The following is a 16,550-nucleotide window of genomic DNA, read 5'->3' as shown; positions in this document are numbered from 1 at the left end:
GTTTCCTGATCTGTATAAATTATTTAGCCTAAAAAATCGGGAAATAGCTGAGCGGTGATCAATGGTATAATGATAATGATTCTCATTTAATCCGTTAGGAGTGTATCGTCTATGGAATTATCTAGAGTGCGGCGAATGAATGGGTCCGATCCCGGACGCTGGACGCTCCATTTGCAGTATGCCGAACTGGCGGGCGTAAGCTCTTCGTATACAATGACTCAGATTATGGCTACCCATACAACTTTACTTGTGCTGCTGGAGGGCAGTTGCCAGCTTAAGAAGCGTAGCCGGATCATCCCGATGGAAAAGGATACGCTGTACGTCTGTTATGCGGGAACAACGTTTGAGCTGGCCGGAGAGGGCGATCCGCCGCTGGTGGCCATGCTTCGCATTGAGTTTTATGAGCCGGAGGGTCTGCACCCCGGAAGCCTTAAGTCCGCGGCCCACTATGGCCCGCATCTGCTGCCGGAGGAACTGGTGCACCCGGTGCCCGGCGCGGCCGGGGATAGCTGCCGCTCCATATGCGGAGCCTTGCGGTCGGACAATCCGATGCTGCGGCTGCGCGCGCAGCTGCTCACGATGGAGCTGCTGCTGGAGGCCGTCCCGGCGTCTGCCGCAGGTCTGTCCCGGCATTCCGGCGGGCTGGAGCGGGTGAAGCGGTATATGGACGAGCACCCGGAGGAGCCGCTGACTGTGGAGCGGCTGGCGCAGCTTGCGGCCATGAGTCCGAAGCATTTTGCAGAGCAATTCAAGAAGGCCTACGGAAAGAGCGTCCGCGAATACATAACCGGCCTGCGCCTGAACCGGGCGAAGCGGCTGATGCTTAGCTCCGGGCGGAGACTGAAGGATATTGCGCATGCCGTCGGCTACCAGGACGAGTTCTATTTTAGCCGCCTGTTCAAAAAGGAATTCGGCCTCTCCCCGTCGGGCTACGTCAACAAGCGCAAGCAGAAGCTTGCGGCCTATGCCTGCGCGTCCACCCTCGGCTATCTGCTGCCGCTGGAGCAGCTTCCGTACCTGGCACCGCTGCATCCGAAGTGGGCGAGCTATTACTTTGAGCATTACGGCGCAGATATTCCATACCATCTGGAATGCGGCACAACGGATGATATGCAGCATCCCAACCTGCGGCGGATTGCCGAGGCGGCCCCTAATATGATCATCTGCCCGGATGAGACAAGCGAAGCGGAGCTTGAACGGCTTCAGGCGGTAGCGCGTGTGGTCAAGCTGCTGCCCGAAGCGCCCGGATCGTGGAGAACAAATCTGCTGGAGCTGGCACGGCTGCTGGGTATGAACGCCGAGGCCGGCCGCTGGATCAGCCAGTTTGAGGCCGGGAACCGGCAAGTGCGGGCTACGCTTAAATCTGGCTCCGGCGCGCCGTCTGTCCTGTTCGTGCGGATGATCAGGGGACAACTGCTCGGATTCGGTTCACCTGGGACACTGGATTATGTGTATAACGAATTGGGGCTTCGCCGTCCCCATCTGGCCCCGGAAGACGGGGATGAAGGTGCACCTGTGACCATGGAGCAATTGGAGGCTGAAGATGTCGATTATGTTGCGCTGTTGATCAGGCAGGATTCAGAGACGCTGGAGCTGTGGCATGCCTTGCAGCGCACTTCCGAATGGAGCAATTTGCGGGTTGTGCGTGAACAGCGGCTCCGGCTGCTGTCCTCTAATCCGTGGCGGGAATATTCGCCAGTGGCGCTCGAAAGAATTCGCGAAGACGTGCTGCTGCATATTGGCGGTAAAAAATCCATGCCGAATCCTCCCTTCGTCTATGGTGCAAACGGGCAAAACCTTTCATAATGATTGAGAATAATTCTCAACAAAGTGGAGGGAGTCAACGATATGAAAAAGACAGTATATCTCATGCTGAGCATGTTTCTACTGGTCGTACTGGCAGCATGCGGAGGAAAAAACAATACAGAAACAGCAGGTACGGAGGCGCCCAGTGTGGCAGCTTCGGCAAGCCCGTCGGCAAGTCCTTCAGCAGAGGCCGAGGCAACCGCCAGCCCAGAAGCAAGCGCCACCCGGACGATCAGCTACCTGGGCAAGGACTATACAGTACCGGCCAAGGTTGAACGGTTCGTGATTACCGGTGCATTGGAGGCGATGGAGGATTCCATCCTGCTCGATATTCATCCGGTAGGTGCAATCAGCTCGGCAGGCAAGTTCCCTGCAATGTTCGCTTCCATCACGGACAAGGCCGAATCCATCGGTGAGAAGATAGACCCGAATTTCGAGAAAATATTGTCGCTGAAGCCCGATGTCATCCTGGGCACGACCAAGTTCGACGCCGCTGTACTGGACAAGCTTGGACAGATTCAGACGACGATCCCTTATTCACATGTCGCTACCAACTGGGAAGCGAATTTGACGCTGCTGGGCGAGCTTAGCGGCAAGCAGGAGCAGGCGGCCCAATTGATTGACACCTACAAGCAAGATTTGGCGCAAGCGAAGTCGGCCGCTGCCGATAAGCTGAAGGACAAGAAGGTAGTGCTCGTACGTATCCGTGAGGGCTCAATTTGCATCTATGGACCTAAGCTGTACTACAACCCGCTGCTATACAGCGATCTGGGGCTTGCCGTGCCTGAGACCATTGCGGCGGCTAAATCCCAGGAGGCGCTGTCGATTGAGCAGTTTGCCGCAATCAACCCCGATGTGCTCTTTATCCAGTTCTCCGAGGATGAGAATCCGGACAACACTTCGGCGCTGAAGGATATCGAGAGCAATCCGATCTTCAAGAGTGTGAATGCGGTGAAAAATGGAAAAGTATTCGTCAATGCAGTTGATCCTCTGGCGCAGGGCGGCACCGCCTACAGCAAAATCCAGTTCCTGAAAGCCTTTATGGAACGAATCCAGAACTAATGGCTGCGCTGGGGTACAAGCTATGACCACCACCAATTCTGGCATGCTTCCCGTTGCAGGCTCCTCCAAGAACAGGCTGCTCGGCATTATTCTTGCAGGCTTTCCTGCAGCGGCTGTGCTGCTTGTCGCCTGCTCGGTGCTCTATGGAGCCAAAGGCATCTCGCTCATGGATGTGCGGGATGCCTTGCTGCATTATGATTCCGGCAATCTGAACCATCAAATAATTATTCATGCACGTTTGCCCCGGGCTCTCGGGGCGCTGCTCGTTGGCATGCTGCTAGCCGTATCGGGGGCTATCATGCAGGGGGTTACGCGTAACGATCTGGCTTCACCCTCCCTGCTTGGAGTATCGGACGGCTCGGTGTTTGCCGTGACGCTGTGCATGGTCTATGCGCCGTCCATCGGCGGGACGGGCCTGCTGCTCGTTTCGATGGCCGGGTCGGCGCTCGGTGCGGCCATTGTCTTTGGCATGGCTTATCTGATTCCGAATGGCCGCTCAAGGGTGACCTTGGCTATTCTGGGCATTATCACCGGCATGTTCCTGAATGGGATATCGGATGCGCTAGCGATGTATTATCATATTCCGCAAAAAATCAGCTTTTGGTACAATGCAAGGCTCTACCAGATGGAATTGGGCCAGCTCGGCCTGGTCTGGCCTTACGCTATAGCGGGCCTGGTGCTGGCGCTGTTTCTGTCCCGTTTTATTTCCGTGCTCGCGCTTGGGGACGAGGTATCGGCCTCCCTTGGGCAAAGAGTCTGGCTTATTCAGGGCGGGGCGATGGTGGCCGTCGCGCTGATGACGGGAATCGCCGTAGCTATCGCCGGTAAAATCGCCTTCGTCGGGCTGATTATTCCGCATATCGCAAGATTGCTCACCGGCAGTGACTACCGCCGCATTATACCGCTGTCCGCCGTGCTCGGCGGCCTGTTCCTTGCCGCCTGCGATTTGCTGTCCCGCTGGATGAACTATCCGTTCGAGATGCCGATTGGCGTTGTGCTGGCTTTGTTCGGCGTGCCGTTCTTTCTGTATTTGATCCGGCGCAAGAAAGGGGAGGGAAGTGCATGAAGAAAAATGCAGCCCGCTTCCTGCCTGGCTCAGGCTACCCGGCCATTGTGCTGGGCCTGCTTGCCGTCATTGTGGCGCTTATCCTTCTTGGTCTAACCACCGGTGAGATGCGGCTGTCGGTCAAAGAAGTTGTGCTTGGCTTGCTCGGCCGGGCGGCGGAGCCTGAGATTAGCCTGGTGCTATTTCAGTTCAGGCTGCCCCGGATTGTACTCAGGGCATTGCTGGGGCTGGCGCTCGGAATCGCCGGCTCTTCGGTACAGAGCCTTACGCGCAATCCGCTCGCGGACCCGGGTATCCTGGGCATTCATGCCGGTGCGGGAATGTTCGTTGTGCTGTTTATGTACTTCCTGCAAGGGCTGATTCCAACCGAAGGTGCGCTGGCGGTTATGCTCATGCCGATCTTCGGTGTAGTAGGCGGACTCCTGGCGGCTATGATCATCTTTCTTCTGGCGCGCAGCGGGGGGCAAATTGATCCCCAGCGGCTCGTTCTGGTGGGAATTGCGGTTACGACCGGCTTTTCCGCCGTTACGATGTACATCTCGCTGAAGATGAACCCGAATGACTTTGAGCGGGCCGCCTCCTGGCTGTCGGGCAATCTGAATTCGGCCAACTGGCTGTTTATCGTCTCCATGCTGCCGTGGATGCTGGTGGTGCTGCCGTATTTATTGTGCAAAACGCATGTCCTTGATCTGCTGTGGCTTGGCGATACCAGCCTGGTTGGGCTTGGCGTTCCGCTGGAGAGGGAGCGGAACATGGTGTTGATGGCCAGTGTCGGTCTCGTTGCCGCCGGAGTGTCCGTGGCCGGCAGCGTTGGCTTCGTTGGGCTGATCGCCCCGCATATGGCCGTGCGCCTGACCGGCCTCTCGCACCGGAGGTCGCTGCCGCTCAGCGGTCTGCTGGGCGCTGCGCTTGTCATGGTCAGCGATTTTATCGGGCGTACCATTTTCTCGCCGTCGCAGTTGCCGGTGGGCGTGGTGCTGTCGATTGTCGGCGTGCCTTATTTTGTCTGGCTGCTGCGCACGCAGGGTCGAAGTAGCCGATGAAGCTGCTGCAGATTAAGAGATATGAAGGATGAGAGGATGGGGAACCGATGTTTGAAGTGGTAGAGCTGGAATGGCAGGGACGCCGGTTGACGGTGTTCCTGCCTCCTTCCTATGCTTTGTCGAAAAGGCGTTATCCCGCCGTGTATCTGCAGGACGGCGCTACGCTGATGACGAACACCTTGAATTATATGTACAGACTGTTCCGTGAGGGGCTTCTGGCTGAACTGATTATTGTCGGAATCAGCAGCCCGTCCCGGAACGATGAATACACGCCTTGGCCTTCGCCCGCCGCCACGGCAGGAAGATCAGACTTCGGCGGAGGAGGACCGGCCTACCTTGATAAAGTGGCGGACGGCATCAAGCCGTATATTGATTCCGTGTTCCGCACGGACCCGCAGCCGCAGTCCACAGGGCTGATTGGCTATTCGCTGGGCGGGCTGGTGACGCTGCTCGCCGCCTACCGCCGTCCTGATGCCTTCGGACGGTTCGGGCTGCTGTCGCCTTCCATCTGGTATGATGGCATGCTCGACTATTCGGAAGCGAATCCGCTGCCGGTGTCCGGCCAGCGGATCTATCTCTCTGTGGGCAACCGCGAAGGAGTATACAAGATCAATATTCAGCGGCATGCCGTCAGCAGCACGCTTCAAGTATACCGCCTGCTGCACGGGCAACTGCCGGACGAGCGGCAGCTCCGGCTGGAGCTTATCGACGGCGCTGCTCACGATCTGGCGTTCATGTCCCGTCAATTCCCCGAAGCGTTAGGCTGGCTGTACGGCGATGCCGAGGGACAGGAGGCAGGGGCCAGAGCAGGTGCAGTCCTAGGGGCGGGAGTGCGGGGGAGCGGAATAGGCGTTCAAGCTGCTATAGGGGCCGCAAGTGCAGGATTAGCAGGCGGAACCGGCCATGCGGAGGGAACTGGCGGATTGGGCCGGGCGGGACAAGGCGGCAGGGCAGCTACTTCGCTGCCTGGTGCAGGCGAGGAACTGACCTCAACGGTCACTGCCTGCACGCTGCCGGGAACCGAGGTCTGGGATATGACCTCGCTGCACAACGGCCTGACCTACCGCATCTTCGTCCACATCCCGCTGAAGCCTGCACCGCCGGAAGGGTACCCGGTGCTCTATACCGTGGACGGTAACGCCTATTTCGCCTCGCTAAATGACGCGATGCGCCTCCAGACCCGCCATCCGCGGGGGCTTCCGTCCGGTCTTATCGTCGCCATTGGCTATCCGGCGGCAGGGCCGTTTGTTGCGGAGCGGCGGTTCAGGGATCTTACCATTCCCGATCTGCAGCAGGGGTTGCGACCTGATGGGTCGCCCTGGCCAGTGAACGGCGGGGCGGACGCTTTTCTGGGCTTCATCGAGCTGGAGCTGATGCCGCTGATCCGCCGCAAATACGCCGTAGATGAGCGCCGGACAGCGCTGTTCGGGCACTCGCTGGGCGGCTTTTTCACCCTGTATACCCTGATCCGGCGCAGCCGTCTGTTCAGTACCTATGTCGCGGGCAGTCCGTCGCTTTGGTGGAAGGAACGGGCGCTGTTCGAACTGCTGCCCGGACTGGAAGAGCGGCTGCGCAGCGGGGAGCAGGAATGCTCGCTGATGATCGGCATCGGCTCGGCGGATACCAATATGCTGGAGAACGCTGAGGCGTTCTATGAGCGCTTGCGTCCATACGCGGGAAGCGGACTCCGCAGGCTGGTCTATACCGAGTTCAAAGACGAAGGCCATATGTCGGTGCTGCAGCCAATGTTCAGCCCGATGCTCCGCTTTGTGTTCGCAGAAGATGGTGCGGAGCTGTGTATTTAAAGGGATGCGCAGGTGTGGGCCGGGGCTTGCGTGTGCGTGGGGCTGGCCGCATGTGTCTATGTCTGCTAGAGAGTGCGCGTAAGCCGCCCCTTTTAATCCGGGAAATCCATTGATCCCCTTAAGTGCCAAGGCTAATGCTTACGAAATGAACTAAAAACAGGTGGAACTAGGAGAATCGTGAGTCGGTACTTCAACCAGAAATAACAGCAGAACTGCCGTTATTGGAGCAGGATAGGGTAGTTCAATCTGAAATAACTGCAGAAATGCTGTTGTTGGAGCGAGATTGGGTACTTCAATCTGAAATAACAGCAGTAATGCTGTTGTTGGACGAAGAACGGAGCTTCAACCAGAAATAACAGCAGAACTGCCGTTATTGTAACCTGAAGGGGTCTGTAAGCAATTGCCTTGCCTAAGCGCCGGATTCCTTGCTTTTGGCCGTGCGGCGTTTCGCTTTGGGTGCGATAACCGGAATCGGTCCGGTGTCTTCGTGGATGACCGCGGTTCCGTCAGCAGTTGGCATAGATTTTTTGGCTTTGGCTGTCTTTTTCCGGGATGGTGAAGCGGCGGCTGGTTTGGCAGCAGCACCGGACACGGCGGGACCGGGATCTGATGGAATATGCTGTACGGCCTCGATGCTGGCCTGCAGCGCGGCCATCAGGTCGATCACATTGGTCTCCTGCCGCGCTGGGGCGATATGGAATTCCTCACCGGCAACCTTATGGGAGATCAGATCAAGCATCCGCTGACGGTAGTCATCGGTATATTTGGCCGGCTCAAACGGTGTGGATAGCTGGGAAATCAGCAGCTTGGCCATATCCAGCTCCTTGTCATTCACAATCCCCGGCTCCGGCAGACCGGGAACCTGGGTTATCGGACGCACCTCGTCGGGATAAAAAATCGTTTCAATCGCCAGGCAGCTCTCCAGCACGCGGATGGCGGCCAGGCTGCTTTTGGAGCGGATGGAGATTTTGGCGATGCCGATCTTGCCGGTCTGGCGCATGGCCTCCATCAGCAGACGGTAGGCATTGGCGCCGGCCTGATCGGGGGACAGGTAATAGGTTTTCTGGAAATAAATTGGGTCGATCTCCGTCAAATCCACAAAATCCAGAATCGTAATGCTCTTGCTGCTCTCCTCGGTGAGCTGATCCAGCTCTTCCTTGTCGAACAGAACAAACTTTCCCTTCTCATACTCATAACCCTTGCCGATCTCCTCCCAGGCCACTTCCTTGTCGCACACCGGACATTTGCGCACATACGACAGCGGACTGCCGCATTCCTTATGAATGTAACGCAGCGAGATGTCCTTGTCCTCCGTGGCGGAGAACATTTTGACCGGGACATGAACAAGCCCGAAGCTGATAGCTCCTTTCCAAACAGTATGCATGGTTATCGCCTCCTGAATCTAAGTACTTTGGCTTAGTATGGGACGGCCCGGCTTATTCTAGCCTGATGCATTTTTTGCGCAGGTTGGGAAAAAATAAGTCCGGGTTGTTAAGGATAGACTGCGCGAAACCCCCGGCAGCGGCACACAAGCGAAGTGGAGGAACAGTATGGAAAAAGGATGGAATGACTGGATCGACGCCCTATCGGAACAGGATATTCCGGCAGAGGTTGTGGATTGGGAGAACATTGTGAAGTCCTCGGAAGAAGATGAGCTGGATGGTAATCCCCGGCGGCTTGATGCCGAATCGACCATCGGCGAGCCGCCTGCGGCAAAAGAATAGGGGACCGGGCTTCCACAAAACTTAAGCCTATGCTTCCGAAGCAAGTTTTGTACGAGGCAATTCAAGGAAGCTTATGCTCACAAAACTTAAGCCTGTGCTTCCGAAGCGAGTTTTGTACGAAGTTATTCAAGGAAGCCTATGCTCACAAAACTTAAGCGTATGCTTCCGAAGTGAGTTTTGTACGAAGCTTTTCAAAGAAGCCTATGCTATACAAAACTTTAAGGAGACTCAAAAAAATGGACGTACAGCGTGCGAAGGCGATTTACGCCTCCAAGGATATGATTTCCGTGCATCTGGACGGGAAGCCGGTATGGATTGAGCATGTGGATGCTGACAATGGGATGGCAACGGTACAGGTGGGCACCCGGCCAGGCAATACCCACACAGTAGGAGTCGAGCGCTTGGAAGAGCAGGATAGCTGAGAAGTCTTTGTGGGACGGCGTTGGAGCAGGTCAGTGGCGCTGAATATATACAGACAAAGTGGAACCGAACCGGACAACGGAAGACAGAGCGGCAGGTAATTGCACTTCCTGCAATTAAAAAGCGATATTTTTACGTAGATCAGACTATAATTGTATTTGCTGCAGCTAAATTTAGGTAATAAAGTGCTGCGAGGGAATATGAGACTTTTTAACTGTATGATCTACAATTAAAACCACTCTATCGCCTTATTCGCTCGATTTAAGTGTACAGAGTGCAACTAGCGTTACCGCTCTGCGCCAGGTAAGCAGAATGCAAAAACCGATTGAGGGGTCGCACCCGTTCAATCGGTTTTTTTGAGTCCATTCCTGCGGCGTCGCCAGCATAGCTGACACAGAGGTTGACGGCCGCAGCGTGCGCCCCCTATATTGAACTTATGAAAATGATGAAAAGAGATGATCCTCCTGCGGCCTATATTACTCGGCGTTTGTTCGGCGCTGTTTTTTGCTATTACCTTTGTGCTTAACCGGAAGATGGAGCTGGCGGGTGGAAGCTGGGCATGGAGTGCTTCGCTGCGCTACTTGTTTACACTGCCGTTTCTGCTGGCCATTGTGGCTGCCCGCGGCAGGCTGAGGCCGTTATTGACCGCTATGAAGGAGCGTCCGGCCTCCTGGCTGCTATGGGGAACAGTCGGCTTTGGCCTATTCTATGCCCCGATGTGTTTTGCGGCTGCTTATGCTCCCGGCTGGCTGACGGCAGGAACCTGGCAGATTACGATTATCTCCGGTTCGCTGCTTGCCCCCTTCTTCGGACAATGGATCGACGGGCCTAACGGAAGACTATACATACGTGGCAAAATCCCCCTGCACGGCCTGGGCCTGTCCCTGATTATCTTAGCCGGTGTGGCGCTGCTTCAGGCGGAGCATGCCCGGCAGCTTGAACCGGGCCAAGTGCTGCTGGGTATTATTCCGGTGCTGCTTGCATCCTTCGCCTATCCGCTTGGAAACCGCAAAATGATGGAGCTGTGCGGCGACCGGCTGGACGTGTTTCAGCGGATTCTCGGCATGACACTGGCAAGTCTGCCGTTCTGGCTGATCGTTGGGCTGTACGGCCTCGCAGATAGCGGCTTGCCTTCCTCATCCCAGACGGGGCAATCGCTTATCGTTGCATTATCCTCGGGAATAGTGGCTACGGTGCTTTTTTTTCGGGCTACAGATATGGTGCGCAGCAGCATGGGCGGACTTGCGGCTGTGGAGGCTACGCAGTCACTGGAGGTTTTGTTCGCTTTGGCAGGTGAAATGCTGATTCTATCCTCACCAGTGCCTTCGCTGCTCTCATGGATTGGGATTGCTGTGATTGTTATTGGCATGGTTCTGCATAGTATGCTCTCACAGCGTTCCAAGGGTGAAATTTCAGTCCCATTAAGCACGGCGAACTCAGCCTCGTCGATTTCAGAATAAAGTGGAAAAAGTCATATCAATTCAGTCAATTCAGGAGGAATTAAGTGGATTTTTTCCATTAACCATCCTTAGGGGGAGGTCATTCAGCAGAATGAAGTGGAGAAATTCCACCCCAGTTACCTGATGAACAAGCTATCGCTTATGAAATCATTTATTCCTGAAATATTGGACGCATGGTCCACGAAAACGATTGCCCTAATGAGTAGAGCACAGTTGTTGCGGTAAAAGTACCATACCGATATAATTGAAAGTATTGTTACCTTGTAAGGTTTATCCGGTAAGCAATAATCTAAAAGGGTGGTAGTTGGAGCTTGAACAATAACATTGAAACGGTGTTCACTTACCGTTCATATAGCCTGCAGGATACAGAGCTGCTCGCGGCTGAATTGGCCGCTGCCGCAGCGGCAGGCATGGTTATCGGGCTGGACGGCGATTTGGGCGCAGGGAAGACGGCGTTTTCGCAGAGCTTTGCCCGCCATTTGGGCGTGGAGGGGATCGTCAGCAGCCCCACATTTACAATTATCAAGGAGTATGAGGGGCGTCTGCCGCTGTATCATATGGATGTCTACCGCATCTCGCTTCATGAAGCGGACGAGCTGGGGCTGGACGAATATTTCTACGGGCAGGGCGTCTGCCTGGTGGAGTGGAGCAGTATCATTACGGAGTTGATGCCTGAGCGGCATCTGCATATAGAGCTTGCAACGGCCGGACCGCAGGAACGCCTGATTACGGTAACCGGAAGAGGAGAGCCTTATGGTGAGGTATGCCGGGCTCTGATCCAGAAGTGGGGTAAAGATAATGACGAATCAAAATAAAGAGCCGCGCAAGCGGTTTTTGGCGCTGGATACATCAACGGCTGTCCTTGGGGTAGCCATCACAGAAGAAGGCAAGCTGCTGCACGAGATTAATGCTTCCGGCGAACGGAATCATTCCGTCCACCTGCTGCCGATTATTGAGCAGGCACTGCAGGCTACCGCTACTACTCCCGCGATGATCGGCGGAATTGCCGTTGGCGTTGGCCCGGGATCGTATACGGGTACACGCATTGCCGTTACTGCAGCCAAGACATTGGCCTGGGCCTGGAAGGTGCCAGTGGCTGGCGTGTCCAGCCTGCACGCGCTGGCATGGGGCGGCCTTTCTGCCGCCCGGGCGCAGGAGGCGGCAGGCGGATTACCGGCAGCGTCTGGAACGTCCGGGCCTGGCCCGGACTGGATTATTCCGCTGCTTGATGCGCGCCGGGGACAGGCCTACACCGCGCTGTTCGCTGCGGACGGGGAAGGGACGCCCCGGCGGCTTGCGCCCGATGCCATCCGGCTGATGGCCGACTGGGTGCCGGATCTGGCTAATCGGCTGGAGCAGGCAGAGGCTGAGGGCATGAAGCCGCGTGTCATTTGGTTTGTCGGAGAGACCCAGCTTCACGGCAGCGGGGAGTCCCTTCGCCCGCTTATGAATGCAGGCAGTGTACAGTCCGTGCCTTACGAGCTGGAAGGCCGCTGGGTCGGTTATCTTGGTGAGGAGCGCCTGCAAGCGGGAAGCGACGATCTGCATGCCTTGATCCCGAACTATACTCAGCTGTCTGAAGCGGAAGCGAATCTGCGCCGCAGCAGTGAAGGGAGCCTGAACCCCAAATGATGGAATCGGAGCCTGCAAAAGACCAGGGAGCGGAGCTTGTATTCCGCCTGATGAAGCTTGAGGATATTCCCGAAATTCTGATTATTGAGCGGGAAGCCTTCACGATGCCTTGGACGGAAGAAGCCTTTCGCAATGAGCTGACGCATAATCATTTTGCCAAATATATGGTGATGGAGCTGCATGGGCGTATTATAGGCTATGCGGGAATGTGGGCGATTGTCGACGAAGCGCATGTGACGAATATCGCTTTGCTTGCAGCGTACCGGGGACGCAAATGGGGCGACCGACTGCTGGAGGAGCTGATGAGGACGGCTGCTTTTTTGGGCATGAAGTCCATTACGCTGGAGGTACGGGTATCGAACGAGGTAGCCCAGAATTTATACCGCAAAAAAGGCTTCCGGCCGGCAGGCACCCGCAAGGGCTATTATTCGGACAATCGTGAGGATGCGCTTATTATGTGGGCGGATCTGCCGGAGTATGGGGAGCAAGGCAGGATGGAAGGAAGCGTGGATTTGAAATGAAGACAGAAACGGGCGCAGATCAGCCTGTGCTTATATTAGCTATCGAAACGAGCTGTGATGAGACTTCAGTTGCGGTTGTAAAAGACGGCAGTGAGGTGCTCGCGAATATTATCTCCAGCCAGATTGAAACACATCGCGCGTTCGGCGGCGTAGTGCCGGAGGTGGCTTCCCGCAAGCATGTGGAGGTCATTACGCTGGTGATAGAGGAGGCGCTGGAAGCGGCCGGTGTTCAGCCGGAGGAGCTGACGGCGGTTGCGGTAACACAGGGTCCGGGTCTGGTCGGGGCGCTGCTGGTTGGTGTTGTGGCGGCCAAAAGCCTCGCGCTGGCCTGGGGCAAGCCGCTGATCGGCACACATCATATTGCCGGACATATCTATGCCAACCGGCTGGTCAAAGAGCTGCAGTATCCCTGCATGACCCTTGTCGTGTCCGGGGGACACACGGAATTGGTCAACATGGAACGGGAAGGCGAGTTCCGGATTATCGGCCGCACCCGGGATGATGCTGTGGGCGAAGCCTATGACAAAGTAGCCCGGGCGCTTGGGTTTCCGTATCCGGGCGGTCCCCATGTGGACCGGCTGGCCCATGAAGCGGCTGAAGCTGTGCCGCTTCCGCGCGTCTGGCTGGAGCCGGATTCGTATGATTTCAGCTTCAGCGGCCTGAAATCGGCCGTGCTGAATGTGGTTAACCAGAGCAAGATGAAGGGACTCGAGCCGGATGTGGCCGGAATTGCCCGCGGCTTCCAGGAATCCGTTGTCGAGGTTCTCGTCGAGAAGGCCGTCCGTGCGGTCAAGGCCTGTAATGCCAAGCAGCTTCTGCTCAGCGGCGGCGTTGCCGCGAACAAAGGGCTGCGCGAAGCGCTGGTCGCCCGCTGCGAGGCGGAGGGCATCGAGCTGATTATTCCGCCACCGGTGTACTGCACCGATAATGCGGCAATGATCGGTGCCGCTGCTTACGTGAAATGGCGGTATAATGGCGGCACACCTCTGGATATGGTTGCCGACCCCGGGTTCTCGCTGGAGAAATGGTCGGTAACGGCCTATTGACAGCTTTTGGAGAAGGCGGGTATAATCAGTTCAATCATTATTTATAATTTGAACAAACGCGATGAATGGAAGCAGTAAGGAACCTCCGGGATTAGAGAGCTGCGGGTGGGTGCAACGCAGTCGAAGGAGACCTGAACTCGTCCGGGAGCGGAGCGGTGGAAGCAGAATGCTCCTTCATGAGGGAGCTTGAGCCAGCGGCAGCTAAGCCGGTTGGATCTTTCGTACACCGTTACGGTTTGCCTCCGTAAGAGGGTAGCCCTGTAAGTGAAGGAACAAGCGATGCTTCCCATACCTTGCATGGCTGTAGAGTGGATGTCACCCGCCATAAGCTAAGCGCTGGCTGAACCGTGATGTCAACAAGAGTGGTACCGCGAAGGTTAACAGCCTGTCGTCTCTTGAATGAGACGGCAGGCTTTTTTGTGTAGATTTGTATAGAGTACACGCAATGAACGGGAGCAGTAGATGCTGAAGGTGAACAGAGAGCTGCGGGGTGGTGCGACGCAGTCACCGGAGGCATTGAATCTCGCCCGGGAGCGGAGCAGCTGAAATGCAAGGTGTACGCTGCTACGGATGTCCCCGTTAACGGACCCTCATGAAGCGCGGCGGTTCAAATGGAACCGGTGCGGCAACATGGGGAAGAGCTGGGCGCAGCTTGGAGCTTTGCTGTTACAGAAGGCCATGCGTCAAAAAGAGTGGTACCGCGGAGGGGTAACCCGCCGTCTCTTTCATGAGATGGCGGGTTTTTGCGTTGTTCAGGTGATGCTCATGAGCATCACCTGAAGAAACGTTGAGAGTGAAGGCTGTCTGCATAGCCTGCAGATCGTTCACTCTCTACTTGCTGCCGGCAGCAGTGGGCGGGGAATCAGCAGGGCCGCAAGTCGACGTGCGGCTTTGTGCAAGGAACATGAAGTGATGATGTGAATAGAAGTTAAGCACACAATAACTTGCAGGAGGGTGTAACATGATTATTCCGGTAAAAAAACGTATTCAGATTTTCGACACGACGCTGCGTGACGGCGAGCAGGCTCCCGGTGCCAGTCTGACGCCTGAGCAAAAGATTATCCTGGCCTATAAGCTGGCCGAGCTGGGGGTCGATGTGCTGGAGCCGGGTTTTCCGGTATCCAGTCCAGGGGATTTTGCCGCAGTGGAGACAATCTCCCGCAAGGTGCAGGGCGTGGAAATCTGCGGGTTTGCCCGCGCGGTCAAGGGTGATATTGACGCTGCGGTGCGGGCGACCCGGGATGCGGAGCGGCGGCGCATTCATCTGTTCATTTCATCTTCAGATATCCATCTGCGCCATCAGCTGCGCAAGAGCCGGGCTGAAGTTGTGGCTGCTGCCCGTGAGATGACTGCCTATGCCCGGCAATTCTGCGAGGTTGTGGAGTTCACCGCCATGGATGCTGCGCGGACGGGAATAGATGATCTGATCGAGATGGTTGAGGCGGTTATTGAGGAAGGCGCATCCATCATTAATTTGCCGGATACGGTAGGTTATGCGCTCCCGCAGGAATACGGGGAAATGTTCCGCCGTGTGCGGCTTGGAGCCAGAGGCGGCCAGAGCGTGAGCTACAGCGCCCATTGCCACAACGATTTGGGTCTTGCCGTGGCCAACAGCCTGGCGGCTATTGAAGGTGGCGCGACCCAAATCGAAGTAACCGTCAATGGCGTGGGCGAGCGCACCGGGAACTGCGCGCTGGAAGAGCTGGTGATGGCGCTGGAGACCCGGGGGGATGCTCTGGGCGCGGAGACGGGCATTGTGCTGGATAAGCTGTATGACACTTCGCGGATGATCAGCGGGGCGATGCATTTTCCGATTGCCTATAACAAGCCGGTTGTCGGCCGGAACGCGTTCCAGCATGAATCGGGGATTCATCAGGACGGACTGCTGAAGGACCGCAGCACGTATGAGATTATGGACCCGGAGCGGCTGGGCATTCCGCGCAGCATGATCATTCTGGGCAAGCATTCCGGCAGACATGCACTGAGGGACCGGGCGGCGAAGTATGGCATTGCCCTGAATGGCGCAGAGGTGGATGCGCTGTATGAATCATTCAAAGAGCTGGCCGACCGCCAAAAGGCCGTCAGCGATGATGAATTGCTGCGGATGGTCAGCAGCACGACCGGCCGCGAAGCCCAGGTCTACGAGCTGGGCGAGGTTCAGGTGCTGGCGGGCAGCGCTCCGCGACGTGTCGCCGCCGTTACGGTGCGCCATCTGAGAAGCGGCACAGAAACCTCGCATACCAGCACCGGAGACGGGCCGCTGGAGGCGATTATATCGGCGATTGGGCAGGGCATTGCCGAGGAGATAGCTTTTGCGGGGCTTGAGCTGCATTCGCTGGGCAGCGGCGAGAACGCCCAGGCCGAGGCTGCGGTTATGGTTGAATGGGCAGGGAATAAATTCAGGGGAACGGCCATTCATCAGGATATAGTAATGGCGGCTGGCATCGCTTATATCGCAGCCTGCAATTCGGCATTGCTTTCTGCTGAAGAGGCTTCGGCTGTCTCAGAATCAGAATAGATAATTTGCGAGTCCTCGGCCCGGCAGAGGTGAACGGGAGAGGACTCGGCCATTTTTAGCAGCCTTCGGAGAAGTGCTGTTTTTTTGAAAATATAAGAATTTATATGTTTTACGCTATAACTTATCCTTATATTTCTCGCTGAAACGGATACCGTCCTATTAAGGACGGCGTAGCCGTTTCCACTTGCGTAAAAAAGCAGGAATTTTGAGCAGCAGCACCTTTTGTCAAGCTGTGGACAACGTTATCCACATATTCTGTCTGCGTTGTGTAAAAAGCGTGTAAAATCAGCAATAACGGCATTTTTTAAGACCCTGGAAACGCAGGGTTACAAAGAAACGATTCCTTGTGCGAATTGTGGATAATGTGGATAGTTCCGTGGATAAAAAGTCCTTGACATGGAAAAGCGTGATTTTACGCATAAAAAAAGGCCGCAGGGGCCTTTTTAA

Annotated in this window: 14 protein-coding genes and 1 other annotated feature; of the genes, 13 read left to right on the top strand and 1 reads right to left on the bottom strand. The window is 56.0% G+C overall.

What is annotated here, in order from left to right:
• Positions 1-111 precede the first annotated feature (111 nt).
• Genes AC0LWN_RS25845 through AC0LWN_RS25825 form a run of 5 tightly spaced genes read left to right on the top strand, consistent with a single transcriptional unit; the run spans position 112 to position 6,782 of the window.
• Positions 112-1,806, top strand: a complete 1,695-nt coding sequence (locus AC0LWN_RS25845; RefSeq protein ID WP_474670467.1) for a helix-turn-helix domain-containing protein — start codon at positions 112-114, stop codon at positions 1,804-1,806.
• Positions 1,807-1,848: 42 nt separating this feature from the next.
• Positions 1,849-2,868 carry an ABC transporter substrate-binding protein gene (locus tag AC0LWN_RS25840; protein WP_474670465.1) on the top strand — a complete coding sequence of 340 codons (1,020 nt, stop codon included), beginning with the start codon at positions 1,849-1,851 and terminating at the stop codon, positions 2,866-2,868.
• 22 nt (positions 2,869-2,890) lie between these two features.
• On the top strand, positions 2,891-3,934 hold the full coding sequence (locus AC0LWN_RS25835) for a FecCD family ABC transporter permease (protein ID WP_474670463.1): 1,044 nt from the start codon (positions 2,891-2,893) through the stop codon (positions 3,932-3,934).
• Positions 3,931-4,977 (top strand): FecCD family ABC transporter permease, encoded by a 1,047-nt coding sequence (locus tag AC0LWN_RS25830; RefSeq protein ID WP_474670461.1) that lies wholly within the window; start codon positions 3,931-3,933, stop codon positions 4,975-4,977. The genes AC0LWN_RS25835 and AC0LWN_RS25830 overlap by 4 nt, the downstream gene beginning before the upstream one ends.
• Positions 4,978-5,024: 47 nt before the next feature.
• On the top strand, positions 5,025-6,782 hold the full coding sequence (locus AC0LWN_RS25825; RefSeq protein WP_474670459.1) for an alpha/beta hydrolase: 1,758 nt from the start codon (positions 5,025-5,027) through the stop codon (positions 6,780-6,782).
• Between the two features lie 409 nt (positions 6,783-7,191).
• On the opposite strand, the gene ku is transcribed toward AC0LWN_RS25825, so the two are convergent.
• Positions 7,192-8,166 carry a non-homologous end joining protein Ku gene (gene ku, locus AC0LWN_RS25820; protein ID WP_474670457.1) on the bottom strand — a complete coding sequence of 325 codons (975 nt, stop codon included), beginning with the start codon at positions 8,164-8,166 and terminating at the stop codon, positions 7,192-7,194.
• A gap of 166 nt (positions 8,167-8,332) precedes the next feature.
• Between ku and AC0LWN_RS25815 the strand changes: the two genes are divergently transcribed.
• From AC0LWN_RS25815 to AC0LWN_RS25780, 8 genes are all read left to right on the top strand, one after another.
• A complete protein-coding gene (locus tag AC0LWN_RS25815; RefSeq protein WP_474670455.1) occupies positions 8,333-8,506 on the top strand; it encodes a hypothetical protein in 174 nt (57 codons plus the stop codon).
• Positions 8,507-8,742: 236 nt separating this feature from the next.
• Positions 8,743-8,928 carry an H-type small acid-soluble spore protein gene (locus AC0LWN_RS25810; RefSeq protein ID WP_019913235.1) on the top strand — a complete coding sequence of 62 codons (186 nt, stop codon included), beginning with the start codon at positions 8,743-8,745 and terminating at the stop codon, positions 8,926-8,928.
• Positions 8,929-9,390: 462 nt separating this feature from the next.
• The gene (locus AC0LWN_RS25805; RefSeq protein ID WP_474670559.1) at positions 9,391-10,386 is read left to right on the top strand and encodes a DMT family transporter; all 996 of its coding nucleotides are present in this window, start codon (positions 9,391-9,393) and stop codon (positions 10,384-10,386) included.
• 311 nt (positions 10,387-10,697) lie between these two features.
• Positions 10,698-11,201: a tRNA (adenosine(37)-N6)-threonylcarbamoyltransferase complex ATPase subunit type 1 TsaE gene (gene tsaE / locus AC0LWN_RS25800; protein ID WP_474670453.1), complete on the top strand. Its 504-nt coding sequence runs from the start codon at positions 10,698-10,700 to the stop codon at positions 11,199-11,201.
• Positions 11,185-12,018 carry a tRNA (adenosine(37)-N6)-threonylcarbamoyltransferase complex dimerization subunit type 1 TsaB gene (tsaB, locus tag AC0LWN_RS25795; protein WP_474670451.1) on the top strand — a complete coding sequence of 278 codons (834 nt, stop codon included), beginning with the start codon at positions 11,185-11,187 and terminating at the stop codon, positions 12,016-12,018. The genes tsaE and tsaB overlap by 17 nt, the downstream gene beginning before the upstream one ends.
• Positions 12,015-12,539 (top strand): ribosomal protein S18-alanine N-acetyltransferase, encoded by a 525-nt coding sequence (gene rimI, locus AC0LWN_RS25790; protein ID WP_474670449.1) that lies wholly within the window; start codon positions 12,015-12,017, stop codon positions 12,537-12,539. The genes tsaB and rimI overlap by 4 nt, the downstream gene beginning before the upstream one ends.
• Complete coding sequence (gene tsaD, locus AC0LWN_RS25785) at positions 12,536-13,585, top strand: tRNA (adenosine(37)-N6)-threonylcarbamoyltransferase complex transferase subunit TsaD (RefSeq protein WP_474670447.1); 1,050 nt, start codon at positions 12,536-12,538, stop codon at positions 13,583-13,585. The genes rimI and tsaD overlap by 4 nt, the downstream gene beginning before the upstream one ends.
• A gap of 436 nt (positions 13,586-14,021) precedes the next feature.
• Positions 14,022-14,312: a binding site (T-box leader), on the top strand.
• 234 nt (positions 14,313-14,546) lie between these two features.
• Complete coding sequence (locus tag AC0LWN_RS25780; protein ID WP_474670445.1) at positions 14,547-16,103, top strand: 2-isopropylmalate synthase; 1,557 nt, start codon at positions 14,547-14,549, stop codon at positions 16,101-16,103.
• Positions 16,104-16,550 lie beyond the last annotated feature (447 nt).

Source organism: Paenibacillus sp. sgz302115, assembly GCF_056120445.1.
Note: the sequence above shows the minus strand (reverse complement) of the source record. Positions and strands in the feature narration are given on the sequence as shown.